The following is a 17657-nucleotide window of genomic DNA, read 5'->3' on the forward strand; positions in this document are numbered from 1 at the left end:
CACGGGTCCCCGGGGCCGGCCGACCGCACTGTCGGCCGGCCCCGCGTCGGCTCACGTCATGAACCACCGCCCAACAGCCCTGCCGCGCGCGCCCATTGGTACTTCGCGCCGAGCACCGCCACCGGCTTCTCCGTCGTGTACGGGTACGCCACGACCCCGCGCTCGTACAGGTACTGGCAGGCCTCCTCGACCTCGACATCACCCGCGAGCGACGCCACCACCGGCTTCTCGATGCCGCGTTCCTTGAACTCGGCGACCACACGCGCGGTCAGCTCCGCGAAGACCATCGGGGGAGTGACGATGGTGTGCCAGTAACCGAGGACCAACGCGTGGATCCTCGGGTCCTCAAGACCGAGCCGGATCGTCGCCTCGTACGTCGACGGCGGCTCGCCCCCGGTGATGTCCACCGGGTTGCCCGCGGCCCCGAACGGCGGGATGAACTCCCGGAAGGACGCGTCGAGATCCGGCGGAATCTCCATCAGGGAAAGGCCGTTGTCGGTCACCGCGTCGGAGAGGAGCACGCCGCTCCCGCCGGCGCCGGTGATGATAACTACGTTGTCGCCCTTGGGAGTTGGCAGCACGGGCAGCCCGCGCGCGTACTCCAGCATGTCGTTGAGCCCGGGGGCCCGGATGACACCGGCCTGCTTGAGGATGTCGCTGTACACGGCGTCGTCACCGGCCAGCGCGCCCGTGTGCGACCCGGCGGCCTTCGCACCCGCCGCCGTACGGCCCGCCTTCAGCACCACAACCGGCTTACGGGGCACGGTCTTTCGGGCCGCCTCCACGAACGCGCGGCCGTCCTTGAGGTCCTCCAGGTGCATCGCGATGCACTCGGTGTGCGGGTCCTCGCCGAACCAGGTCAGCAGGTCGTCCTCGTCCAGGTCCGACTTGTTGCCGAGCCCGACGATCGCCGACACCCCCGTCTTCGTGGTCCGCGCGAAGCCCAGGATCGCCATCCCGATCCCACCGGACTGCGAGGTCAGCGCCACCCCGCCCTTCACGTCGTACGGCGTGCAGAACGTGGCGCAGAGGTCCTGCCAGGTCGAGTAGTAGCCGTAGATGTTCGGGCCGAGGAGACGGACGCCGTAGCGCTCGGCGATCTCGACGATCTCTTCCTGGAGTTGGACCTCACCGGTCTCCGCGAACCCGGAGGGGATGAGGACGGCGTTGGGGATGTTCTTGCGACCCACCTCCTCCAGCGCCGCTGCCACGAACCTGGCGGGAATGGCGAAGACGGCCACATCCACCTCACCGGGAACGTCCGTGACACTCTTGTACGCCTTGCGGCCGAGGATGTCATCGGCCTTGGGGTTCACCGGGTGGATCTCGCCGGCGAAACCGCCGTCGACGAGATTGCGCATCACCGAATTGCCGATCTTGCCCTGCTCGTTCGAGGCACCGATCACGGCGACCGAGGTCGGCTCCATCAGTCGGCGCATGGTCGTCAGGATTTCGTCGAGTGTATACCGTCGACGGGGTACCGGCTGCGATGCGGCGAGGATGACGCGGATGTCTGCCGCGACCGCGCCCTCCGGCGTCGCGATCACCGGGTTGAGGTCCACCTCGGCGATCTCCGGGAAGTCCGCGACCAGTTGGGACACCCGGCGGATCTGCTCCGCGATCGCCCATCGGTCGACGGCCGGTGCGCCGCGCACCCCGCGCAGGATCTCCGCCGCCCGAATCGAGTCCAGCATCGACAGCGCTTCGTCCGGGGTCACGGGAGCGAGCCGGAACGTCACGTCCTTCAGCACCTCGACGAGCACCCCGCCGAGCCCGAACGCGACCACCTTTCCGAACGTCGGGTCGGTCACCGCGCCGACGATCACCTCCTGCCCCTGCGGCAGCAACTCCTGTACCTGGACGCCCTCGATACGGGCGTCGGCGTCGTAGCCACGTGCGTTGTCGACGATCCTGTGGAACGCGGCCCGTACGTCCGCGGCGCCCTCGACCCCGACGACGACTCCGCCGGCGTCGGTCTTGTGCAGGATGTCGGGCGAGACGATCTTCATGGCGACGGGCCCGCCGAACCGCGCCGCGTACGCCACCGCCTCGTCGACGTCCGTCGCCAACTCCTCGCCCGGTACGGCGATCCCGTACGCGTCGGCGATCACCTTGCCCTCCGGCGCGGTGAGCGCGAACCGTCCCTCGGCCCGCACGGAGTCGAGGAGTGCGCGCACCCTCAGGGTCCGGTCCTCTGCCATCACGTCAGATCACCCCGTTCGACTTGAGGAGGCGCAACTCTTCGTCGCCGAGACCGAGTTCGCCGATGTAGACCTCTTCGTTGTGCTCGCCGAGCAGCGGTGAACTGGTCACGTCCACGGGGGAGTCGGAGAGCTTCAGCGGGCTGCCCACAGTGACGAACTCGCCGCGCTCGGGGTGCGGCACCGTCACGACCATCTCGTTGGCGACCAGCGACTCGTCCTCGATGATCTCCCTGGTCGACAGGATCGGCCCGCACGGGATGTTGTGGGCGTTGAGCCGCTCCAGCACCTCCCACTTGGGCAGGGTGGCCGACCACTCCTCGATCAGCTGGAACATCTTGGAGAGCTGCGGCAACCGGGCCTCGGGTGTCGCCCACTCGGGATCGTCGGCCAGCTCGGGCCGGCCGATCAGCTCGGTGAGCGGCTTCCAGCCGACCGGCTGCACGATGACGTACACGTAGTCGTTCGGGCCGCCCGGGGCGCACTTGACCGCCCAGCCGGGCTGCCCGCCGCCGGACGCGTTGCCCGAGCGGGGCACCTCGTCGCCGAAGTCGTCGTTCGGGTACTCGGCGAGCGGCCCGTGCGCCAGGCGCTGCTGGTCGCGGAGCTTCACCCGGCACAGGTTCAGCACGGCGTGCTGCATGGCGACGTTGACGCGCTGACCCCGGCCGGTGCTCTCCCGCTGGAAGAGTGCCGCCAGTATCCCGGCTACTGTATGCACTCCTGTGCCGGAGTCGCCGATCTGGGCGCCCGTGGCCAGCGGCGGCCCGTCCTCGAAACCGGTGGTCGCCATCGACCCGCCCATCGCCTGCGCGACGACCTCGTACGCCTTGAAGTTGGTGTACGGGCCGTCCCCGAAGCCCTTGATCGACGCATACACGATGCGGGGATTGATCTCCTGTATGCGATCCCAGGTGAACCCCATACGGTCGACCGCGCCCGGTCCGAAGTTCTCGACCATGACGTCGGAGCGCCGGATCAGCTCGGTGAGGATCTCCTTGCCGCGCTCGGTCTTGGTGTTGAGGGTGATGCTCCGCTTGTTGCAGTTGAGCATCGTGAAGTAGAGCGAGTCGACGTCCGGGAGGTCGCGCAGCTGTTTGCGCGTGATGTCACCGGTCGGCGCCTCCAGCTTGACGACGTCGGCGCCGAGCCAGGCGAGCAGTTGGGTGGCGGAGGGGCCGGACTGGACGTGTGTCATGTCGAGGACGCGGATGCCCTCAAGTGCCCTGGCGGTCATGGCCGTTCACCTCACTTGTACATCGTCTGGTTCATGGTTCCGGGGGCGTACGCGTCCGGGTCGACCCAGACGTTGATCAGTGACGGCTTGCCCGACTCCCGGGCGCGCTGGAGCGCGGGGCCGATGTCGGCGGGGTCGCGGACCTCCTCGCCGTAACCCCCCAGCATCTGGGCGAACTTGTCGTAGTGGACGTCGCCGAGGGTGTTGCCGACCCGCTCGCGCTCCAGGCCGTACTTGGCGGCCTGGCCGTAACGGATCTGGTTCATCGAGGAGTTGTTGCCGACGATGCCGACGAACGGGAGGTCGTAGCGGACGAGCGTCTCGAAGTCCCAGCCGGTCAGGGAGAACGCGCCGTCGCCGAACAGCGCGACGACCTCCTTGTCGGGCCGGGCCTGCTTGGCCGCGAGGACGAAGGGGATCCCGACGCCGAGGGTGCCGAGCGGGCCCGGGTCCATCCAGTGGCCGGGCGACTTGGGCTGCACGACCTGGCCGGAGAAGGTGACGATGTCGCCGCCGTCGCCGATGTAGATGGAGTCCTCGGTGAGGAAGTCGTTGATCTCGCTGACCAGGCGGTAGGGGTGGATCGGTGACGCGTCCGACCGCAGACTCGGCAACCGCTTCTCGATCGCGGCCTGTTCGGCCGCGCGCAGCTCGTCGAGCCACTCCTTGCGCCTGGACGCACCTCCGTTGAGACGTCCCGAGGCGGCTTCCGCGACCGACTTCAGCACGAGCCCCGCGTCGCCGACGATGCCGAGGTCGATGTCGCGATTCTTGCCGACGGTGCGGTAGTCGAGGTCGATCTGCACGACGGTCGCGTCGGGGGAGAGGCGCTTGCCGTAGCCCATGCGGAAGTCGAAGGGCGTGCCGACGATGACGATGACGTCGGCGTTCGAGAAGGCGTACCGGCGTGAGAGTTGGAAGTGGTGCGGGTCGCCGGGCGGGAGGGTGCCGCGTCCCGCGCCGTTCATGTACGCGGGGATGTTGAGGGTGCGGACGAGGTCAATGGCCGCCTCGGTGCCGCGAGTTGTCCACACCTGGCTGCCCAACAGGATCGCCGGCTTCTCCGCGTGGACCAGCAGATCGGCGAGCTTCTCGATCGCCTCGGGGTCGCCGGCCGAGCGGGTCGAGGCGCGGTAGGCGCCGGGCTTCGGCACCCGTGCCTTGCCCACCGGCACCTTCGCGTCGAGGACATCGCGAGGGATCTCCAGGAACGAGGGCCCGGGCGCGCCGTGGTAGCACTCGCGGAACGCCATCGACACCATGTCGGCGGCGCGCGCCGTGTCCGGCACGGTCGCCGCGAACTTGGTGATCGGCGTCATCATGTCGACGTGCGGCAGGTCCTGCAGCGACCCCATCTTGTGCTGGGTCAGGGCCCCTTGACCGCCGATGAGCAGCATCGGGGACTCCGCGCGGAAGGCGTTGGCGACACCGGTGACGGCGTCGGTCGTACCGGGACCCGCGGTGACCACCGCGCACCCCGGCCTGCCGGTGATCCGCGCGTAACCGTCCGCCGCGTGGGCTGCCACCTGTTCGTGGCGTACGTCGACGACTTCTATGCCCTCGTCGACGCAGCCGTCGTAGATGTCGATGATGTGGCCGCCGCACAGGGTGTAGATGCGGTCGACCCCCTCGGCCTTCAGGGCTTTGGCGACGAGATGACCACCGGAAATCACGTCCTGGGTGTCGTCGGGCATGGCGAAGTCCTGTCCCTTCGTAGGGGGTTGGAACGCTCTCGCGGTACATTGCATACAGTCGACGAATACTGTATGAAACTTGTTATCCCGCATCCGGTGGGTGGTGTCCAGGGGGCATGCGGCACTTTTAGGTGAGGAGCCCGGATGGATCTGTACGAGCACCAGGCAAGGGAACTCTTCGAGGAACACGGCATCTTGGTGCCCCGGGCCGAGGTCACCGCCTCGTCCAAGGAGGCACGCGAGATCGCCCGCAGGCTGGGCGGACGCGTCGTGGTGAAGGCGCAGGTCAAGACGGGCGGGCGAGGCAAGGCGGGTGGGGTCAGACTCGCCGCGGACCCGGCCGCCGCCGAGCTCACGGCACGCCAGATCCTCGGCATGGACATCAAGGGCCACACGGTCGGCAAGGTGATGGTGGCCCAACCGGTCGACATCGAGAGCGAGTTCTACGTCTCCTACGTCCTCGACCGCGCGGCGGGCCGCTTCCTCGCGATCGCGTCAGCGGAGGGCGGTATGGAGATCGAGGAGGTCGCCGCCAGTCGACCGGATGCGGTCGCCCGTATGCACATCGACCCGGCGGAGGGCGTCACCTCGGCCAAGGCGGGCGAGATCGCCGAGGCGGCAGGCCTGCCGCCGCAGACCGTCGACGTCCTCGTGCGGCTGTGGCAGGTACTGGTCCGCGAGGACGCCGTTCTCGTCGAGGTCAACCCGCTCGTGCGGACGAAGCAGGGGCAGATCGTCGCCCTCGACGGCAAGGTCACCCTCGACGACAACGCCCGCTTCCGGCAGGCGCGTTGGGGATCCGAGGGCGCGGCGCACGACGATCCACTGGAGGCGGCGGCCGCCACGAAGGGCCTCAACTACGTCAAGCTCGACGGTGAGGTCGGCGTCATCGGCAACGGCGCGGGCCTGGTCATGTCGACGCTCGACGTGGTCGCGGGCTGCGGTGCCCGCCCCGCCGACTTCCTCGACATCGGCGGCGGGGCATCCGCCCAGATCATGGCCGACGGACTGTCCGTCATCCTCTCCGACCCGGCCGTGAAGTCGGTGTTCGTCAACGTCTTCGGCGGGATCACCGCGTGCGACGTGGTGGCCGACGGCATCGTACGGGCCCTGGAAACCGTCCAGTTGACCAAGCCGCTGGTCGTCCGGCTGGACGGCAACAACGCGGCCCGGGGTCGAGCCGTCCTCGACGGGTACGCCCATCCGCTGGTCCAGCAGGCCACCACCATGGACGGTGCCGCCCGCCGCGCCGCCGACCTCGCCAACGCACGCTAAGGAGCCGGGACATGGCGATCTACCTCACCAAGGAGAGCAAGGTCCTCGTCCAGGGCATGACCGGCGGCGAGGGCATGAAGCACACCCGCCGGATGCTCGCGGTCGGCACGAACGTCGTCGGCGGCGTCAACCCGCGCAAGGCCGGCCGTACCGTCGACTTCGACGACCGGGCCGTGCCGGTCTTCGGGTCGGTCGCCGACGGTATGCGGTCGACGGGAGCCGATGTCAGCGTCGTGTTCGTGCCGCCCGCCTTCGCGAAGGCGGCGGTGATCGAGGCCGCCGACGCGGGCATCGGCCTCGCCGTCGTCATCACCGAGGGCATACCGATCCACGACTCGGTCGCGTTCACGGCGTACGCCACGTCGAGGGGCACCCGGATCATCGGCCCCAACTGCCCCGGTCTGATCACCCCCGGCCAGGCCAACGCGGGCATCATCCCCGCCGACATCACCAAGCCGGGCCGCGTCGGCCTGGTGTCCAAGTCGGGCACGCTCACCTATCAACTCATGTACGAACTACGGGACATCGGCTTCTCGACCTGCGTCGGCATCGGCGGAGACCCCGTCGTCGGCACGAGTCACATCGACTGCCTCGCCGCGTTCCAGGACGACCCCGACACCGAACTCGTCGTCCTCATCGGGGAGATAGGCGGCGACGCCGAGGAACGTGCCGCCGCCTACATCCGCGACCACGTCACCAAACCCGTCGTCGGCTACATCGCCGGCTTCACCGCACCCGAGGGCAGGACGATGGGCCACGCGGGCGCCATCGTGTCCGGCTCCTCCGGTACGGCGGCGGCGAAGAAGAAGGCGCTGGAGGCCGTAGGGGTGAAGGTCGGACGTACGCCGACGGAGACCGCCCGGCTGGTGTTGGACCGGTTGAATCTCCGGTGAGAGGCGCTGGACCTCCGGTAAGAGGCACCGGCGCCCCCGCGAGCGGCACGTGATGTCACTCATAGTTGATGTGCCGTCACTGTCGCGCTCCTTCGAGCGCAACTAGCTTCACCTGTACGACAGTTCGTGCGTTGGACCGTTCCTGCCTCACCCCGCCCCGACTGTGCACCGAGAGCGGAGCAGAAGCATGGCATCAACCCTCACACCCGGCCCCACCACCACCTCCACCTCCACCCCCTCCCTTCACCCCCCGACCCTCAAGGCGGGCACGTCCTGGAGTGACGCCTGGCGGCGTTGTCTCGACGTCGCGCCCGAGGCGTTCCAGGACGACCGTGTCCTCAACCTCTGGAACGCGGCCTGGCAGCGGGACGGCCGGGCCCTGCCCGCCACCAGCCCCGTCGACGGCGGCCCGATCGCCGGCCCGCCCCGCTTGGACCGGTCCACCGCCCACCAGGCCGTGCGCGCCTCCCTCGACCAGCACCGCGCCTGGCGCCACGTCCCGCTCGACGAGCGGCGCGCCCGCGTCGCCGCCACGCTGGACGCCCTGACCGAGCACCGCGAACTCCTCGCGCTGCTGCTGGTCTGGGAGATCGGCAAGCCCTGGCGGCTCGCGCAGGCGGATGTGGACCGGTCCATCGACGGCGTGCGCTGGTACGTCGACGGCATCGAGCCGATGCTCGCCGGCCGCACCCCGCTCGACGGCCCGGTGTCCAACATCGCGAGCTGGAACTACCCGATGAGCGTGCTCGTCCACGCCATGCTGGTTCAGGCGCTGGCCGGAAACGCGGTCATCGCCAAGACCCCGACCGACGGCGGAGTCGCCTGCCTCACCCTGGCCGCCGCGCTGGCCGCGCGCGAGGGCATTCCCGTCACCCTCGTCAGCGGCAGCGGAGGTGAGCTGTCGGAGGCGCTGGTGCGCGCGCCCGAGATCGGCTGTGTCTCCTTCGTCGGCGGCCGCGACACCGGGGCCGCGGTGGCCACGGCCGTGGCCGACCTGGGCAAGCGGCACATCCTCGAGCAGGAAGGACTCAACACCTGGGGCATCTGGAACCACACCGACTGGGACACGCTCACCGCGGTCATCCCCAAGCTCTTCGACTACGGCAAGCAGCGCTGCACGGCGTATCCGCGCTTCGTCGTCCAGCGCGAGCTGTTCGACGAGTTCCTAGCGGCCTACCTCCCCGCGGTCCGAACTCTCCGTGTCGGCCACCCTCTTGCGGTCCAGCACGCTCAAGACCCGTACCCGCAACTGGACTTCGGTCCGGTGATCAACGCGGCCAAGGCCAAGGAGCTCCACGACCAGGTGGCCGAGGCGATCGACCGCGGCGCCGTACCGCTGCACCGCGGCAAGTTGTCCGAGGCCAACTTCCTTCCCGGGCAGGACACTTCGGCGTACGTCCGACCCGTCACGCTCCTCAACCCGCCTCCGTCGTCCCCCCTGCACCACGCGGAACCGTTCGGCCCGGTCGACACCATCGTCCTGGTCGACACGGAGGCGGAGCTGCTGGCCGCGATGAACGCGTCCAACGGCGCGCTGGTCGCCACCCTGTCCACCGACGACCGCGCGACCTACGACCGACTGGCCCCGCAGATACGGGCGTTCAAGGTCGGCCACGGCACACCACGCTCCCGCGGCGACCGCGACGAACTGTTCGGCGGCCTCGGCGCGTCCTGGCGCGGCGCCTTCGTCGGCGGCGAACTCCTCATCCGGGCGGTGACACACGGGCCGGTGGGGGAGCGGTTGCCGGGCAACTTCCCGGAGTATCAGCTCATGCCGTGATCTGAGGCCGGGCAGCACTCGCGTCCACCTGGTCAGTGCCGCCCGGCGATGATCTCGTCGGCCAGCCACCGGGCCACGCCCCGCGGATAGGGGCGCGGCAGACTCAGCACGATGTGGTTCATCCCGGCGTCGACGAGCCGCCGGACCGTCTCCCGTGTCGCGGCCGGATCGTCGTACGACACCAAGAGCTGCACCGAACGCGTGATCTCGTCCGGGTCGCGGCCCAGTTCGGCGCAGTGCGCGTCGAGGACGCGGGCGCGCTCGGCGACGTGGTCGACGGTGTTGTGCGGCGGTCCTGGAACGTTCCACATATCTGCGTGCTCGGCGACCAGCCGTAGCAGCCGGGTGCCCCAGCCGCCGATGAGCAGCGGGGGACCCGGTCGCTGCACGGGCTTCGGCTCGCACCGTGTGCCGCGGAGCCGGTAGTGGCGGCCCTCGAAGTCGAAGACGTCCCGGGTCCACATCCCCTTCAGGATCTCGACGGTCTCCGCGAGCCGCGCGAGGCCCTCGCCGGGCGGGACGAGCGAGAGGCCGTACGCCTCGTACTCGGCGATCGCCGGATTTGCGCCCTCGATTCCCCCGGCCCCCGGCGGCTGATGCGTGCCGCCGACGCCCAGTCCGAGCACGAGACGCCCGCCGGAGATCACGTCCACCGTGGACGCCATCTTGCCGAGCACGGCCGGCGGCCGGATGCGGTTGCTGGTGACGAGGAGCCCGAGCCGCAACCGCTCCGTCTGCGCGGCGAGCGCACTCAGCAGGGTCCAACTCTCGTGTATCTGGCCGTCCTTCGGCCCGGCGACCGGCAGCAGGTGGTCCCACAGCCAGGCATCCGCGATCTCCGGCACGGCGTCGGCCTCCAGCCAGACCCGCCGGATGTCCTCGTACGGCACATGCATGGGGGTGGTCTTGATTCCGAAGCGCACCGTGGTCGTGGGAGTCATGACGTCCGCGTTGTCTGCCATGGCCGTCAGCATAGTAAATCATCAGGAGCACTGACGATCAGATGGGGGATTCAGTGGGGATACAGTCGACGAATGGCCAACGACCAGCAACCCGCGCCCCTGGAGTCCCGGCTCGGCTATCTCCTCAAGCACGCCCAGGCCGGACTGGCCAGGACGTCGGCGGAAGCGCTGGCGCCGCACGGAGTGGACGGCCACGAGTTGGCCGTACTGGTGGTGCTCGCCGCGGGGGAGCCGTTGTCACAGGTCGAGGCGGCCGGGCGGCTCGGGGTCGACCGGACCACGATGGTGTCGTTGATCGACGGCCTGGAGGACCACGGTCTGGTGGAGCGGCGCCGCAGCCCGTTGGACCGTCGTAAGAACATCGTCGAACTGACGCCGGAGGGCCGGGACTGTCTGCGCCGGGCCGAGCAGGCACGCCGTGCGGCGGAGCGCCGTTTCCTCGCGCCGCTGGACGAGGAGACGGCGGCGTCGCTCGTCCGGGCACTGCAGGCACTGGTGCTCGCGGAGCGGGAGTGAGCGGGTGGCGGGATCCGGCCTGAGTCCGTAGTCGACCGTTCACCCGCAGTGGTGGGTTTTCGCAGGTCGCGGGCGCTCCGCGGCCCGCGCTCCCAGGGGTGGATATGCAGGTGAAGGGCACTCCGAAAGCTTGGTATTGTTGTCCATGTCGCCGCGGGGAACACCCCCGGCCAGGCGGCAGACACCTGGTCCGGGTGGCGGAATGGCAGACGCGCTAGCTTGAGGTGCTAGTGCCCTTTATCGGGCGTGGGGGTTCAAGTCCCCCTCGGACACAAGCTCCGTGCACGTGGATGGTGTTGGCTGGGCTCCAGCCAACACCATCCTTTTTTCGTGGTCGTATGTCATACGGCACCGAGGGCGCCAGGGTCTTCCGGAAAGGGGGATCCGTATTGGTGCGTTGATTCTTCTGCTTCTCCTCGCCCTCATATTGGGTGGCACCGGATTCACTCCTCATATTCTGTGGTGGATCGTTGTCGTGGCCGTTCTGTGGCTGCTGGGATTCGTCTTCCGGAGTGCCGGAAGCGGTGGGTCGAGGGGCCGTTGGTACCGGTGGTGACCTCGCGCGGTTCGTAGTCGAACATTAAAATTGTGTGGGACGGAAAACGGTGGGCACTCGACCTGCCGAGGGGCGCCCACCGGAATACCGGACGGGCTTCCTCGGTATTCGCGCACTGCAAGGGGAGGTTTCGCATGACGGACAACGTATGGGGTTACCAGGCCGAGTCGGGCCACCAGCCGGGCACTGACCTGACCGGATTCAAGGTCGAGGCGACGGACGGCAGCATCGGCAAGGTCGACAAGCACTCCGACGAGGTCGACGACTCCTACCTGGTGGTCGACACGGGTGTGTGGATCTTCGGCAAGGAGGTCCTGCTCCCGGCGAGCACGGTCGTGAGCATCGACCCGAACGAGAAGAAGGTCTCCGTCGGCCTCACCAAGCAACAGATCAAGGACGCCCCGGAGTTCAACCGGGACAAGCACCTCGGCGACCGGGATTACCACGAGCAGGTCGGCACGTACTACGGCACGGGCCGCGGCGGTCCCTTCGGCGGACCGATGGTCTGATCCGGCAACTGCCGCGAGCACCACGGCCCCGGGATTCCGCGAGGAGTCCCGGGGCTCTCGCGCGCCCCGTCGTACGAGGTCGGACGCCTACGAGAACAGGGCGGCGATCAGGGCGATGTCGTCGTCCTTGTTGTGCCCGAAACGGGCGAGCAGCAGATCGCACAACTCCTCGAGATCGTCGGGGCCTTCGGTGACGGCGTCACTGAACTCGTCGAGTGTGGTGTCGAGATGGGCGGTGCGCACCTCCACGAGGCCGTCCGTGACCATGAGCAGGCGGGTGCCGGGCGGGGCCGGCACGACGGTGGGCGGGGGGTGGGGGAGCCCCATGCCGAGGAGCGGGCCGTGGGGGTGGTGGAAGCGTGGCCCGCGGTCCGGGTCGATCAACAGCGGGGGAATGTGACCGGCGTTGGCGATGTGCAGGCGGCGGTCGTGCGGGGTGACGAGGGCGAGGCAGAGGGTGACCGTGACGCCGGGCTGCGACTGGCCGAGCAGCGTTTCCAGGCGTTCCAGGATGTGGTGGGGAGGGTGGCCCTCGATGGCGTAGGCGCGTAGTGCGTGACGTACCTCGCCCATCACGGTCGCCGCCGTCACCGAGTGTCCGACCACGTCTCCGATGGCGAGCAGCAGGCCGTCGACGGTCCGTACCGCTTCGTAGAAGTCCCCGCCGATCTCGGCGTGTTCGGAGGCCGGGAGGTAGCGGAAGGCCAGTTCGACGCCGGGGACCGTCGGCAACTCCTTGGGGAGGAAGGAGCGTTGCAGGGCCAGGCCCAGGGCGTGCTCCTCGTTGTACGTGCGCAGGGCCTCCAGGGCCAGGGCGCTCGCGTTGGCCAGCTGCTGGAAGAGCTGCTCGTCGTCGGCGCCGGCCAGGGCGGCGGCGGGGACGGCCAGACAGACGGGGGGCCGGCCGCGTTTGGTGCGGGCGACCGCGAGCGCTATCTCGCCGGGCAGGTGGTCGGCCGGCAGCAGTGCTCGCCACCGGTCCTGCGGGACACGGACGACCGCGACCCCGGTGTCCTGGTTCAGGCCCTGCGCCGCCAGTCGGTCCAGGAGGCCGGGATGGGCCGGATGCGTGCGTACGGGGGTCCGCGGGTCGTCGATCATGCTGTGCACGGCCTGCGCCTGGGGCGAGAGGAACACCGCGCTGGCCGGGCTGTCCAGGACTCCGGCCGCGCCGCCGGTGGCTGCCGAGGCGAAGGAGTGGAAGCCCACGGCACTGTACACGTCCAGCGTCGCCGTGTTCAGGGCGATGAGGCGTCGCGTGAGCCGTTCGGCGCGCTGGCGGGCCCGGGCGTAGCGCAGGGTGGCGGTGACGGTGGCGAGGAGTTCGCCGGGGTCGATGGGCTGGTCGAGATAGGCGTCCGCGCCGCGGCGCAGTCCCTCGGCGTGGTCGTCGGCGCTGGTGGCGGCGGCGGAGATCTGGATCACCGGCAGATGGACCGTCCGCGGGTCGTCCTTGAGGCGTTCGCTGACCTCGAAGCCGCTCATGTCGGGCAGCCGTACATCGACGATGGCGAGGTCCGGCAGCGCGCTCTCGGTGGAGTGCAGCCGCGCGAGCCCCTGTTCGCCGGTGGCGGCGCCGATGACCGTGTGTCCCGCGCGCCGGAGCCAACTGGTGAGGACGTAGCGGTTCGTCGCGTTGTCGTCGATGACCAGGACGGTCGCGGGTGAGGGATCCTGGACGTTATCGGTCATGACCCGACCCTCCGGTGTCCGGTTCTTTCGCGGGTTCCCGGCCGAGGTCCGGGAGGCGCACCTGTACCCGGGTGCCGACACCCGCGGTGCTGGTGAGGGTGAGGGAACCGCCGAGCAGTTCGGTGAGCGTGCGGGCGTAGGGCAGGCCCAGGCCGGTGCCGGGATGTCCCCGCTGGTGGGGGCCGCGGACCTGGTAGAACGCCTCGAAGACCCGGCCGAGTTCGTCGGCGGGGATCCCCACTCCCGTGTCCGTGACGGTGAACAGGACGGCGTGCGGGGAGAGTTCGGGGTCGACGGCGACGTCCAGGCGTACCTCGCCCCGCTCGGTGAACTTCAGCGCGTTGGACAGGAGGTTGCGCAGGATGCGGATCAGTAGTGTCTCGTCGGTCACCAGGGCGGGCTGCTGTTCGAGGCCAGGAGTGACGAGGGTGACCTGGTCGTGATGGGAGCTGCTCATGAGGAGGCTGCCGAGGTGGGCGAACAGCAGCCGCAGATCCACCGGTTGAGGATGGATGTCGAGGTGACCGGCCTCGGCCTTGGCGACGTCCAGGAGGTCGTTCACCAGCGACAGGAGGGTGTGGCCGGAGGACGCGATGAGGTCGACCTGTTCCCGCTGCTCCTCGGTGAGCGGTGGTGAACCGGTCGCCAGCAGCAGGGCGGAGAGCGCGACGACGGAGTTGACCGGAGTGCGCAGTTCGTGGCTGATGTTGGTCCAGAACCGGGTCTTGGCCTCGCTCGCCGCCAGCAACTGGTGCCGCTTGTCCTCCAGTTCGGAGTGCAGGGCCAGCACACCGCTGTTGGTGGTCTCCAGCTCCTGGGTCAACTCCGAGTAGAGCGCGAGTACTCCGCGGTTGGTCTCCTCCAACTCCTCGTTCAGATGGAGGAGTTCCTCCCGCTGGGCGCGGGTCTCCTCCAGGGCGGCGACCAGGTCGCGGGTCTGGGCGCGCAGATCGTCCGCCTCGGTGGAGCGGGCACCGTCGGCGAGCGCCTTGACCAGACGTGCGCGCAGGTCGGCCGCCGTCAGCCCCGGTGCGGTGAGCGGCTGGGTGACGACGATACGGCTGACCGCGGAACCGGCCTCGTGGTCGACCCGTACGAGCTTGGCCGCCAGGTCGAGCGTGTCCCGGGCCGGCGGCGGTCCGCCGATCCAGACGAACGTGATGACGAGGGCCATCGGCTGCGCCGTGGCGTCCAGGCCGAAGGCGACTTCCAGGCCGCGGCAGCCGAGCCGGTCGCGGCCCAGTTCGCTCAGCGCGGTGGCCAGCCGGACCTGGTCCTGGTGGTCCAACGCCACGGCGGCCGCGGCCTGTTGGGCGCTGCGCCGCAGGCCGAACACGTCCTGGGGCGTGGCGAGACCGAGGGACGCCACCCGGCCGGCGTCCGGCGAGCGGTCGTGGCGCAGTGCCCCGCCGCGCGGGCCCGGCTCAGCCGTGTCGGCCGGCATGCCCGCTCCTCTCCCCGGTCACCAGGCGCCCTTGACCACGACCGCACACGCGTCGTCCAGCCGTACGGCCGCCTCGCGCAGCAACTGCCCGGCCATGACGAGCGGTGAGTGACCCAGAAGGCCCGGCAGGGCCGCCGGGTCCCAGCGTTCGGTCAACCCGTCGGAGTGCATGACCAGGGCGCCGTGCGCGGGCAGCGGCTCCTCGAACGTCCGCAGCCGCCGCATGTGCGCGCCGACGATCCCGGGGGCCGACAAAAGAGCGCGACGGCCACCGTCGTCGACGAGGAAGCCGCTGACGTTGCCGATGCCGCAGTACAGCAGCCGTCCCGCGGCGGGCTCGATCCGTGCCACCGCGACCGCCCCGCCCCGCGTCCCGCGCAGCGCGCGGTGAACGGCGCCGAGGACACCCTCCGGGCTGAGCTCCTGCGTGGCGTGGAACGCCCTGACCGCGGCCTGGCTCGCGCGCTCCGCGAGCGGTCCGTGGCCCAGACCGTCGCAGAGCATGACCAGAAGCACGGGGTGGTCCCCGTCGCCGTCACCGCCCACCGCGCGGACGGCCCAGGCGTCCCCGCACACGGTCTCCCCGCTGATCGGCCTGGTCACGCCGGCGGCGGGGGAGTCGCCGGGGGAGGCCACGACGGCTCTGCCGTCCCCGGTACGCGGCCAGAACCGGGCGGCCATGACTGTGCCGCGGCCCGGCACCGAGTGCAGGTCGAAGTGGTCCGCGAGGCGGGAGACCGCGCCCAGGCCGATGCCCAGCGTGCCCGCGCTGGACGTCCCGTCGGCCAGGGCGGCGGACACGTTCGTCATCCCGGGCCCCGAGTCCACGGTGAGGAACTCCACCCCGGCCGTGTCCCCGGAGCGCACCACCCGCAGCAGCAGGGCACCGTCCACGGCGTGCCGCTGTACGTTCGTGGCGGCCTCGGTGACGGCGAGGGCGACCTCGCCCGACCGATGGCCGCTGAGCCCGATGCGCCGGGCCAGCGCGGTGGCCGCGCCCCGGGCGGCCACCGACAGGGACGGTCCGTCCCGGAACCACGCGAGATCCTCGGACTCCGGGAGGGTCGTGGTACTCATCGCGCCCACTTGATGATGGTGACGGCCGTGCCCTCGCCGGGCGCGGTACGGAGCGTGAAGTCGTCGACGAGCCGCTTGGCACCGCTCAGGCCCAGCCCCAGGCCACCGCCCGAGGTCCAGCCGTCCGTCATGGCCTGTTCGACGTCGGGGATCCCCGGGCCGGTGTCCTCGAAGACCGCGCCCACCCCCCGTCTGCTGTTCGCGCTCACCAGCCCGGCTTTGACCGTGCCCCCGCCGCCGTAGGTCAGTGTGTTGCGGGCGAGTTCACTGGCCGCGGTGATCATCTTCGTCTGGTCGACCAGGGACAGGCCGCACCGCTGGGCCAGCGCCCGGATCGCCTGGCGGACGTGGACGAGGTCACCGCTGCGCTCGACGGCGTAGACCTGCGGCTCTTCGTCGGCTGTCCAGGGCGCTGTCACCTGGGACCCGTACTGGAGGGCCGGCTCAGTTTCGCCAGCCCCTTCTCCAGATCGAGAGCGGTGCTGACACCGCCGAGCGAGAGACCCAGTTCGACCAGGGTGATGGCGACGGCCGGGCGCATGCCCACGACCACGGTCCTGGCGTCGAGCACCCGCGAGATGGCGGCCACCGTCGCCAGCATGCGCCCCACGAAGGAGTCGACGATCTCCAGAGCGCTGATGTCGATGATGACGCCCTGGGCGGACTTGGCCACGATCTGGTCGGCCAGATCCTCCTGGAGATTGAGGACCGTCTGGTCCTCCAGGTCGAACTGGACGGACACCACCAGGGTGTCCCCGATCCGCAGGATCGGTATGCGGTCGCTCATCGCTGCGCGCCGGTGTGCGCGACCATGTCCACACCGGACCTGCGCAGGGCCAGCTTGAGGGCGTCCGCCAGACTCGCCTTCGTCACGATGCCGTCGAACTCGATCCCCAGCGCGACGATGGTCTGCGCGATCTGCGGACTGATGCCGGACACCGTGCACTCGGCGCCCATCAGCCGGGCGGCGACGATGGTCTTGAGCAGGTGCTGGGCGACCTGGGTGTCCACCGCGGGAACGCCGGTGATGTCGATGATGGCCTGCTCCGAGCCGGTGTCCACGAGGGCCTGCAGCAGCTTCTCCATCACCACCTGGGTCCGCGCCGAATCCAGGGTGCCGACCAGCGGTACGGCGATGACCCCGTCCCACAGCCGCACCACCGGCGTGGACAGCTCCAGCAGCTGCTCCGCCTGCGCGGTGATGAGTTCGTCCCGAGTCTGTGTATAGGTCTCGATCGTGAAGAGCCCCAGACTGTCGAGTATTCGGGCAAGCCGCAGATAAGCGCGTATGTCGTCGGCGGTGCCCTTTTCCAGTACGGGTTCGAGGACGCGTTTCAGCGCGAATACACTGACGGCGGTTTCGCTCGGCGAAAATCCCTGCCGGGCACGGTTTCTCGACAATTCCGTCAAATGGGCCCGGACTTCTGACATGTGCTCCGAGTGGACATCCGTGGCGCCCTTCCGCAGCGCGTCCACCAGGGCTTCGTACAGCTCACGCAGTTCACGGTTGAGCTCTGCCGCGCTGACGCGGCCGCCGAGTGATCCGGTCACCTCTCCGACCCACGACGCGGCCAGATCCTGCCCTTCGACCGACAGGAGCCCCACCAGGTCCACGGCGTTGTCTCGCTTCACCATTCAGGTACTCCTTCGATATTCACATGTAGGTGTCAGGGCTGACCGGCGCAGCCTACGGCACGTGTGTGGAGGTCATTCTCCATGCTCTGACACGCGGTCAATTCGACTGGCAGGAACATGAGGTACGTCGGGCCGGGTGGGCGTCGGCCCGACGACGGGAACGGAAGGCGACACGGGGTGGCCGTC

15 protein-coding genes and 1 tRNA gene are annotated in these 17657 nt (G+C 69.6%); 6 read left to right on the forward strand and 10 right to left on the reverse strand.

What is annotated here, in order from left to right:
* Positions 1-56 precede the first annotated feature (56 nt).
* From R2B38_RS35205 to R2B38_RS35215, 3 genes are read right to left on the reverse strand one after another with little or no spacing between them, the layout of a single operon-like run.
* Positions 57-2201 (reverse strand): acetate--CoA ligase family protein, encoded by a 2145-nt coding sequence (locus tag R2B38_RS35205; RefSeq protein ID WP_318019849.1) that lies wholly within the window; start codon positions 2199-2201, stop codon positions 57-59.
* 4 nt (positions 2202-2205) lie between these two features.
* Entirely contained in the window at positions 2206-3438 is a 1233-nt protein-coding gene (gene frc, locus R2B38_RS35210) for a formyl-CoA transferase (RefSeq protein WP_318019850.1), read from the reverse strand.
* An 11-nt stretch (positions 3439-3449) separates the two neighbouring features.
* Positions 3450-5132, reverse strand: a complete 1683-nt coding sequence (locus R2B38_RS35215) for a thiamine pyrophosphate-binding protein (protein ID WP_318019852.1) — start codon at positions 5130-5132, stop codon at positions 3450-3452.
* 144 nt (positions 5133-5276) lie between these two features.
* On the opposite strand from R2B38_RS35215, the gene sucC reads away from it, so the two are divergent.
* From sucC to R2B38_RS35230, 3 genes are all read left to right on the forward strand, one after another.
* A complete protein-coding gene (gene sucC, locus R2B38_RS35220; RefSeq protein ID WP_318019853.1) occupies positions 5277-6407 on the forward strand; it encodes an ADP-forming succinate--CoA ligase subunit beta in 1131 nt (376 codons plus the stop codon).
* Between the two features lie 11 nt (positions 6408-6418).
* A complete protein-coding gene (sucD, locus tag R2B38_RS35225) occupies positions 6419-7300 on the forward strand; it encodes a succinate--CoA ligase subunit alpha (protein ID WP_318019854.1) in 882 nt (293 codons plus the stop codon).
* Between the two features lie 187 nt (positions 7301-7487).
* Positions 7488-9080, forward strand: a complete 1593-nt coding sequence (locus R2B38_RS35230) for an aldehyde dehydrogenase family protein (protein ID WP_318019855.1) — start codon at positions 7488-7490, stop codon at positions 9078-9080.
* A gap of 32 nt (positions 9081-9112) precedes the next feature.
* Here R2B38_RS35230 and R2B38_RS35235 read toward each other — a convergent pair whose 3' ends face one another.
* The gene (locus R2B38_RS35235) at positions 9113-10042 is read right to left on the reverse strand and encodes an LLM class flavin-dependent oxidoreductase (protein ID WP_318019856.1); all 930 of its coding nucleotides are present in this window, start codon (positions 10040-10042) and stop codon (positions 9113-9115) included.
* 72 nt (positions 10043-10114) lie between these two features.
* Here R2B38_RS35235 and R2B38_RS35240 point away from each other — a divergent pair, with 72 nt between their 5' ends.
* The 3 genes from R2B38_RS35240 to R2B38_RS35255 all read left to right on the forward strand — a co-directional run bounded on the left by R2B38_RS35240 (position 10115) and on the right by R2B38_RS35255 (position 11623).
* Positions 10115-10558 carry a MarR family winged helix-turn-helix transcriptional regulator gene (locus R2B38_RS35240; protein WP_318019857.1) on the forward strand — a complete coding sequence of 148 codons (444 nt, stop codon included), beginning with the start codon at positions 10115-10117 and terminating at the stop codon, positions 10556-10558.
* A gap of 187 nt (positions 10559-10745) precedes the next feature.
* Positions 10746-10832 (forward strand) — tRNA-Leu (locus R2B38_RS35245).
* A gap of 416 nt (positions 10833-11248) precedes the next feature.
* Positions 11249-11623 (forward strand): PRC-barrel domain containing protein, encoded by a 375-nt coding sequence (locus R2B38_RS35255; protein ID WP_318019858.1) that lies wholly within the window; start codon positions 11249-11251, stop codon positions 11621-11623.
* 87 nt (positions 11624-11710) lie between these two features.
* On the opposite strand, the gene R2B38_RS35260 is transcribed toward R2B38_RS35255, so the two are convergent.
* From R2B38_RS35260 to R2B38_RS35285, 6 genes are read right to left on the reverse strand one after another with little or no spacing between them, the layout of a single operon-like run.
* Entirely contained in the window at positions 11711-13315 is a 1605-nt protein-coding gene (locus R2B38_RS35260; protein WP_318019859.1) for a fused response regulator/phosphatase, read from the reverse strand.
* On the reverse strand, positions 13305-14759 hold the full coding sequence (locus R2B38_RS35265) for a sensor histidine kinase (protein ID WP_318019860.1): 1455 nt from the start codon (positions 14757-14759) through the stop codon (positions 13305-13307). The genes R2B38_RS35260 and R2B38_RS35265 overlap by 11 nt, the downstream gene beginning before the upstream one ends.
* An 18-nt stretch (positions 14760-14777) precedes the next feature.
* Positions 14778-15836, reverse strand: coding sequence for an ATP-binding SpoIIE family protein phosphatase (locus tag R2B38_RS35270; protein WP_318019861.1), 1059 nt, complete (start codon positions 15834-15836; stop codon positions 14778-14780).
* Positions 15833-16255: an anti-sigma regulatory factor gene (locus R2B38_RS35275; RefSeq protein ID WP_318019862.1), complete on the reverse strand. Its 423-nt coding sequence runs from the start codon at positions 16253-16255 to the stop codon at positions 15833-15835. Before R2B38_RS35275 ends, R2B38_RS35270 begins: the two co-directional genes overlap by 4 nt.
* Positions 16252-16623 (reverse strand): STAS domain-containing protein, encoded by a 372-nt coding sequence (locus R2B38_RS35280; protein ID WP_318019863.1) that lies wholly within the window; start codon positions 16621-16623, stop codon positions 16252-16254. Before R2B38_RS35280 ends, R2B38_RS35275 begins: the two co-directional genes overlap by 4 nt.
* Positions 16620-17471, reverse strand: a complete 852-nt coding sequence (locus R2B38_RS35285; protein ID WP_318019864.1) for an STAS domain-containing protein — start codon at positions 17469-17471, stop codon at positions 16620-16622. The genes R2B38_RS35280 and R2B38_RS35285 overlap by 4 nt, the downstream gene beginning before the upstream one ends.
* Positions 17472-17657: the final 186 nt, after the last annotated feature.

Origin of the sequence: Streptomyces sp. N50, assembly GCF_033335955.1 — a bacterium.
Lineage (GTDB): Bacteria > Actinomycetota > Actinomycetes > Streptomycetales > Streptomycetaceae > Streptomyces.

What these genes read in the sequence shown, in the direction of transcription:
- R2B38_RS35205 (WP_318019849.1), bottom strand. Translation starts at nt 2,201, where the DNA reads ATGGCAGAGGACCGGACCCTGAGGGTGCGCGCACTCCTCGACTCCGTG.
- frc (WP_318019850.1), bottom strand. Translation starts at nt 3,438, where the DNA reads ATGACCGCCAGGGCACTTGAGGGCATCCGCGTCCTCGACATGACACAC.
- R2B38_RS35215 (WP_318019852.1), bottom strand. Translation starts at nt 5,132, where the DNA reads ATGCCCGACGACACCCAGGACGTGATTTCCGGTGGTCATCTCGTCGCC.
- sucC (WP_318019853.1), top strand. Translation starts at nt 5,277, where the DNA reads ATGGATCTGTACGAGCACCAGGCAAGGGAACTCTTCGAGGAACACGGC.
- sucD (WP_318019854.1), top strand. Translation starts at nt 6,419, where the DNA reads ATGGCGATCTACCTCACCAAGGAGAGCAAGGTCCTCGTCCAGGGCATG.
- R2B38_RS35230 (WP_318019855.1), top strand. Translation starts at nt 7,488, where the DNA reads ATGGCATCAACCCTCACACCCGGCCCCACCACCACCTCCACCTCCACC.
- R2B38_RS35235 (WP_318019856.1), bottom strand. Translation starts at nt 10,042, where the DNA reads ATGGCAGACAACGCGGACGTCATGACTCCCACGACCACGGTGCGCTTC.
- R2B38_RS35240 (WP_318019857.1), top strand. Translation starts at nt 10,115, where the DNA reads ATGGCCAACGACCAGCAACCCGCGCCCCTGGAGTCCCGGCTCGGCTAT.
- R2B38_RS35255 (WP_318019858.1), top strand. Translation starts at nt 11,249, where the DNA reads ATGACGGACAACGTATGGGGTTACCAGGCCGAGTCGGGCCACCAGCCG.
- R2B38_RS35260 (WP_318019859.1), bottom strand. Translation starts at nt 13,315, where the DNA reads ATGACCGATAACGTCCAGGATCCCTCACCCGCGACCGTCCTGGTCATC.
- R2B38_RS35265 (WP_318019860.1), bottom strand. Translation starts at nt 14,759, where the DNA reads ATGCCGGCCGACACGGCTGAGCCGGGCCCGCGCGGCGGGGCACTGCGC.
- R2B38_RS35270 (WP_318019861.1), bottom strand. Translation starts at nt 15,836, where the DNA reads ATGAGTACCACGACCCTCCCGGAGTCCGAGGATCTCGCGTGGTTCCGG.
- R2B38_RS35280 (WP_318019863.1), bottom strand. Translation starts at nt 16,623, where the DNA reads ATGAGCGACCGCATACCGATCCTGCGGATCGGGGACACCCTGGTGGTG.
- R2B38_RS35285 (WP_318019864.1), bottom strand. Translation starts at nt 17,471, where the DNA reads ATGGTGAAGCGAGACAACGCCGTGGACCTGGTGGGGCTCCTGTCGGTC.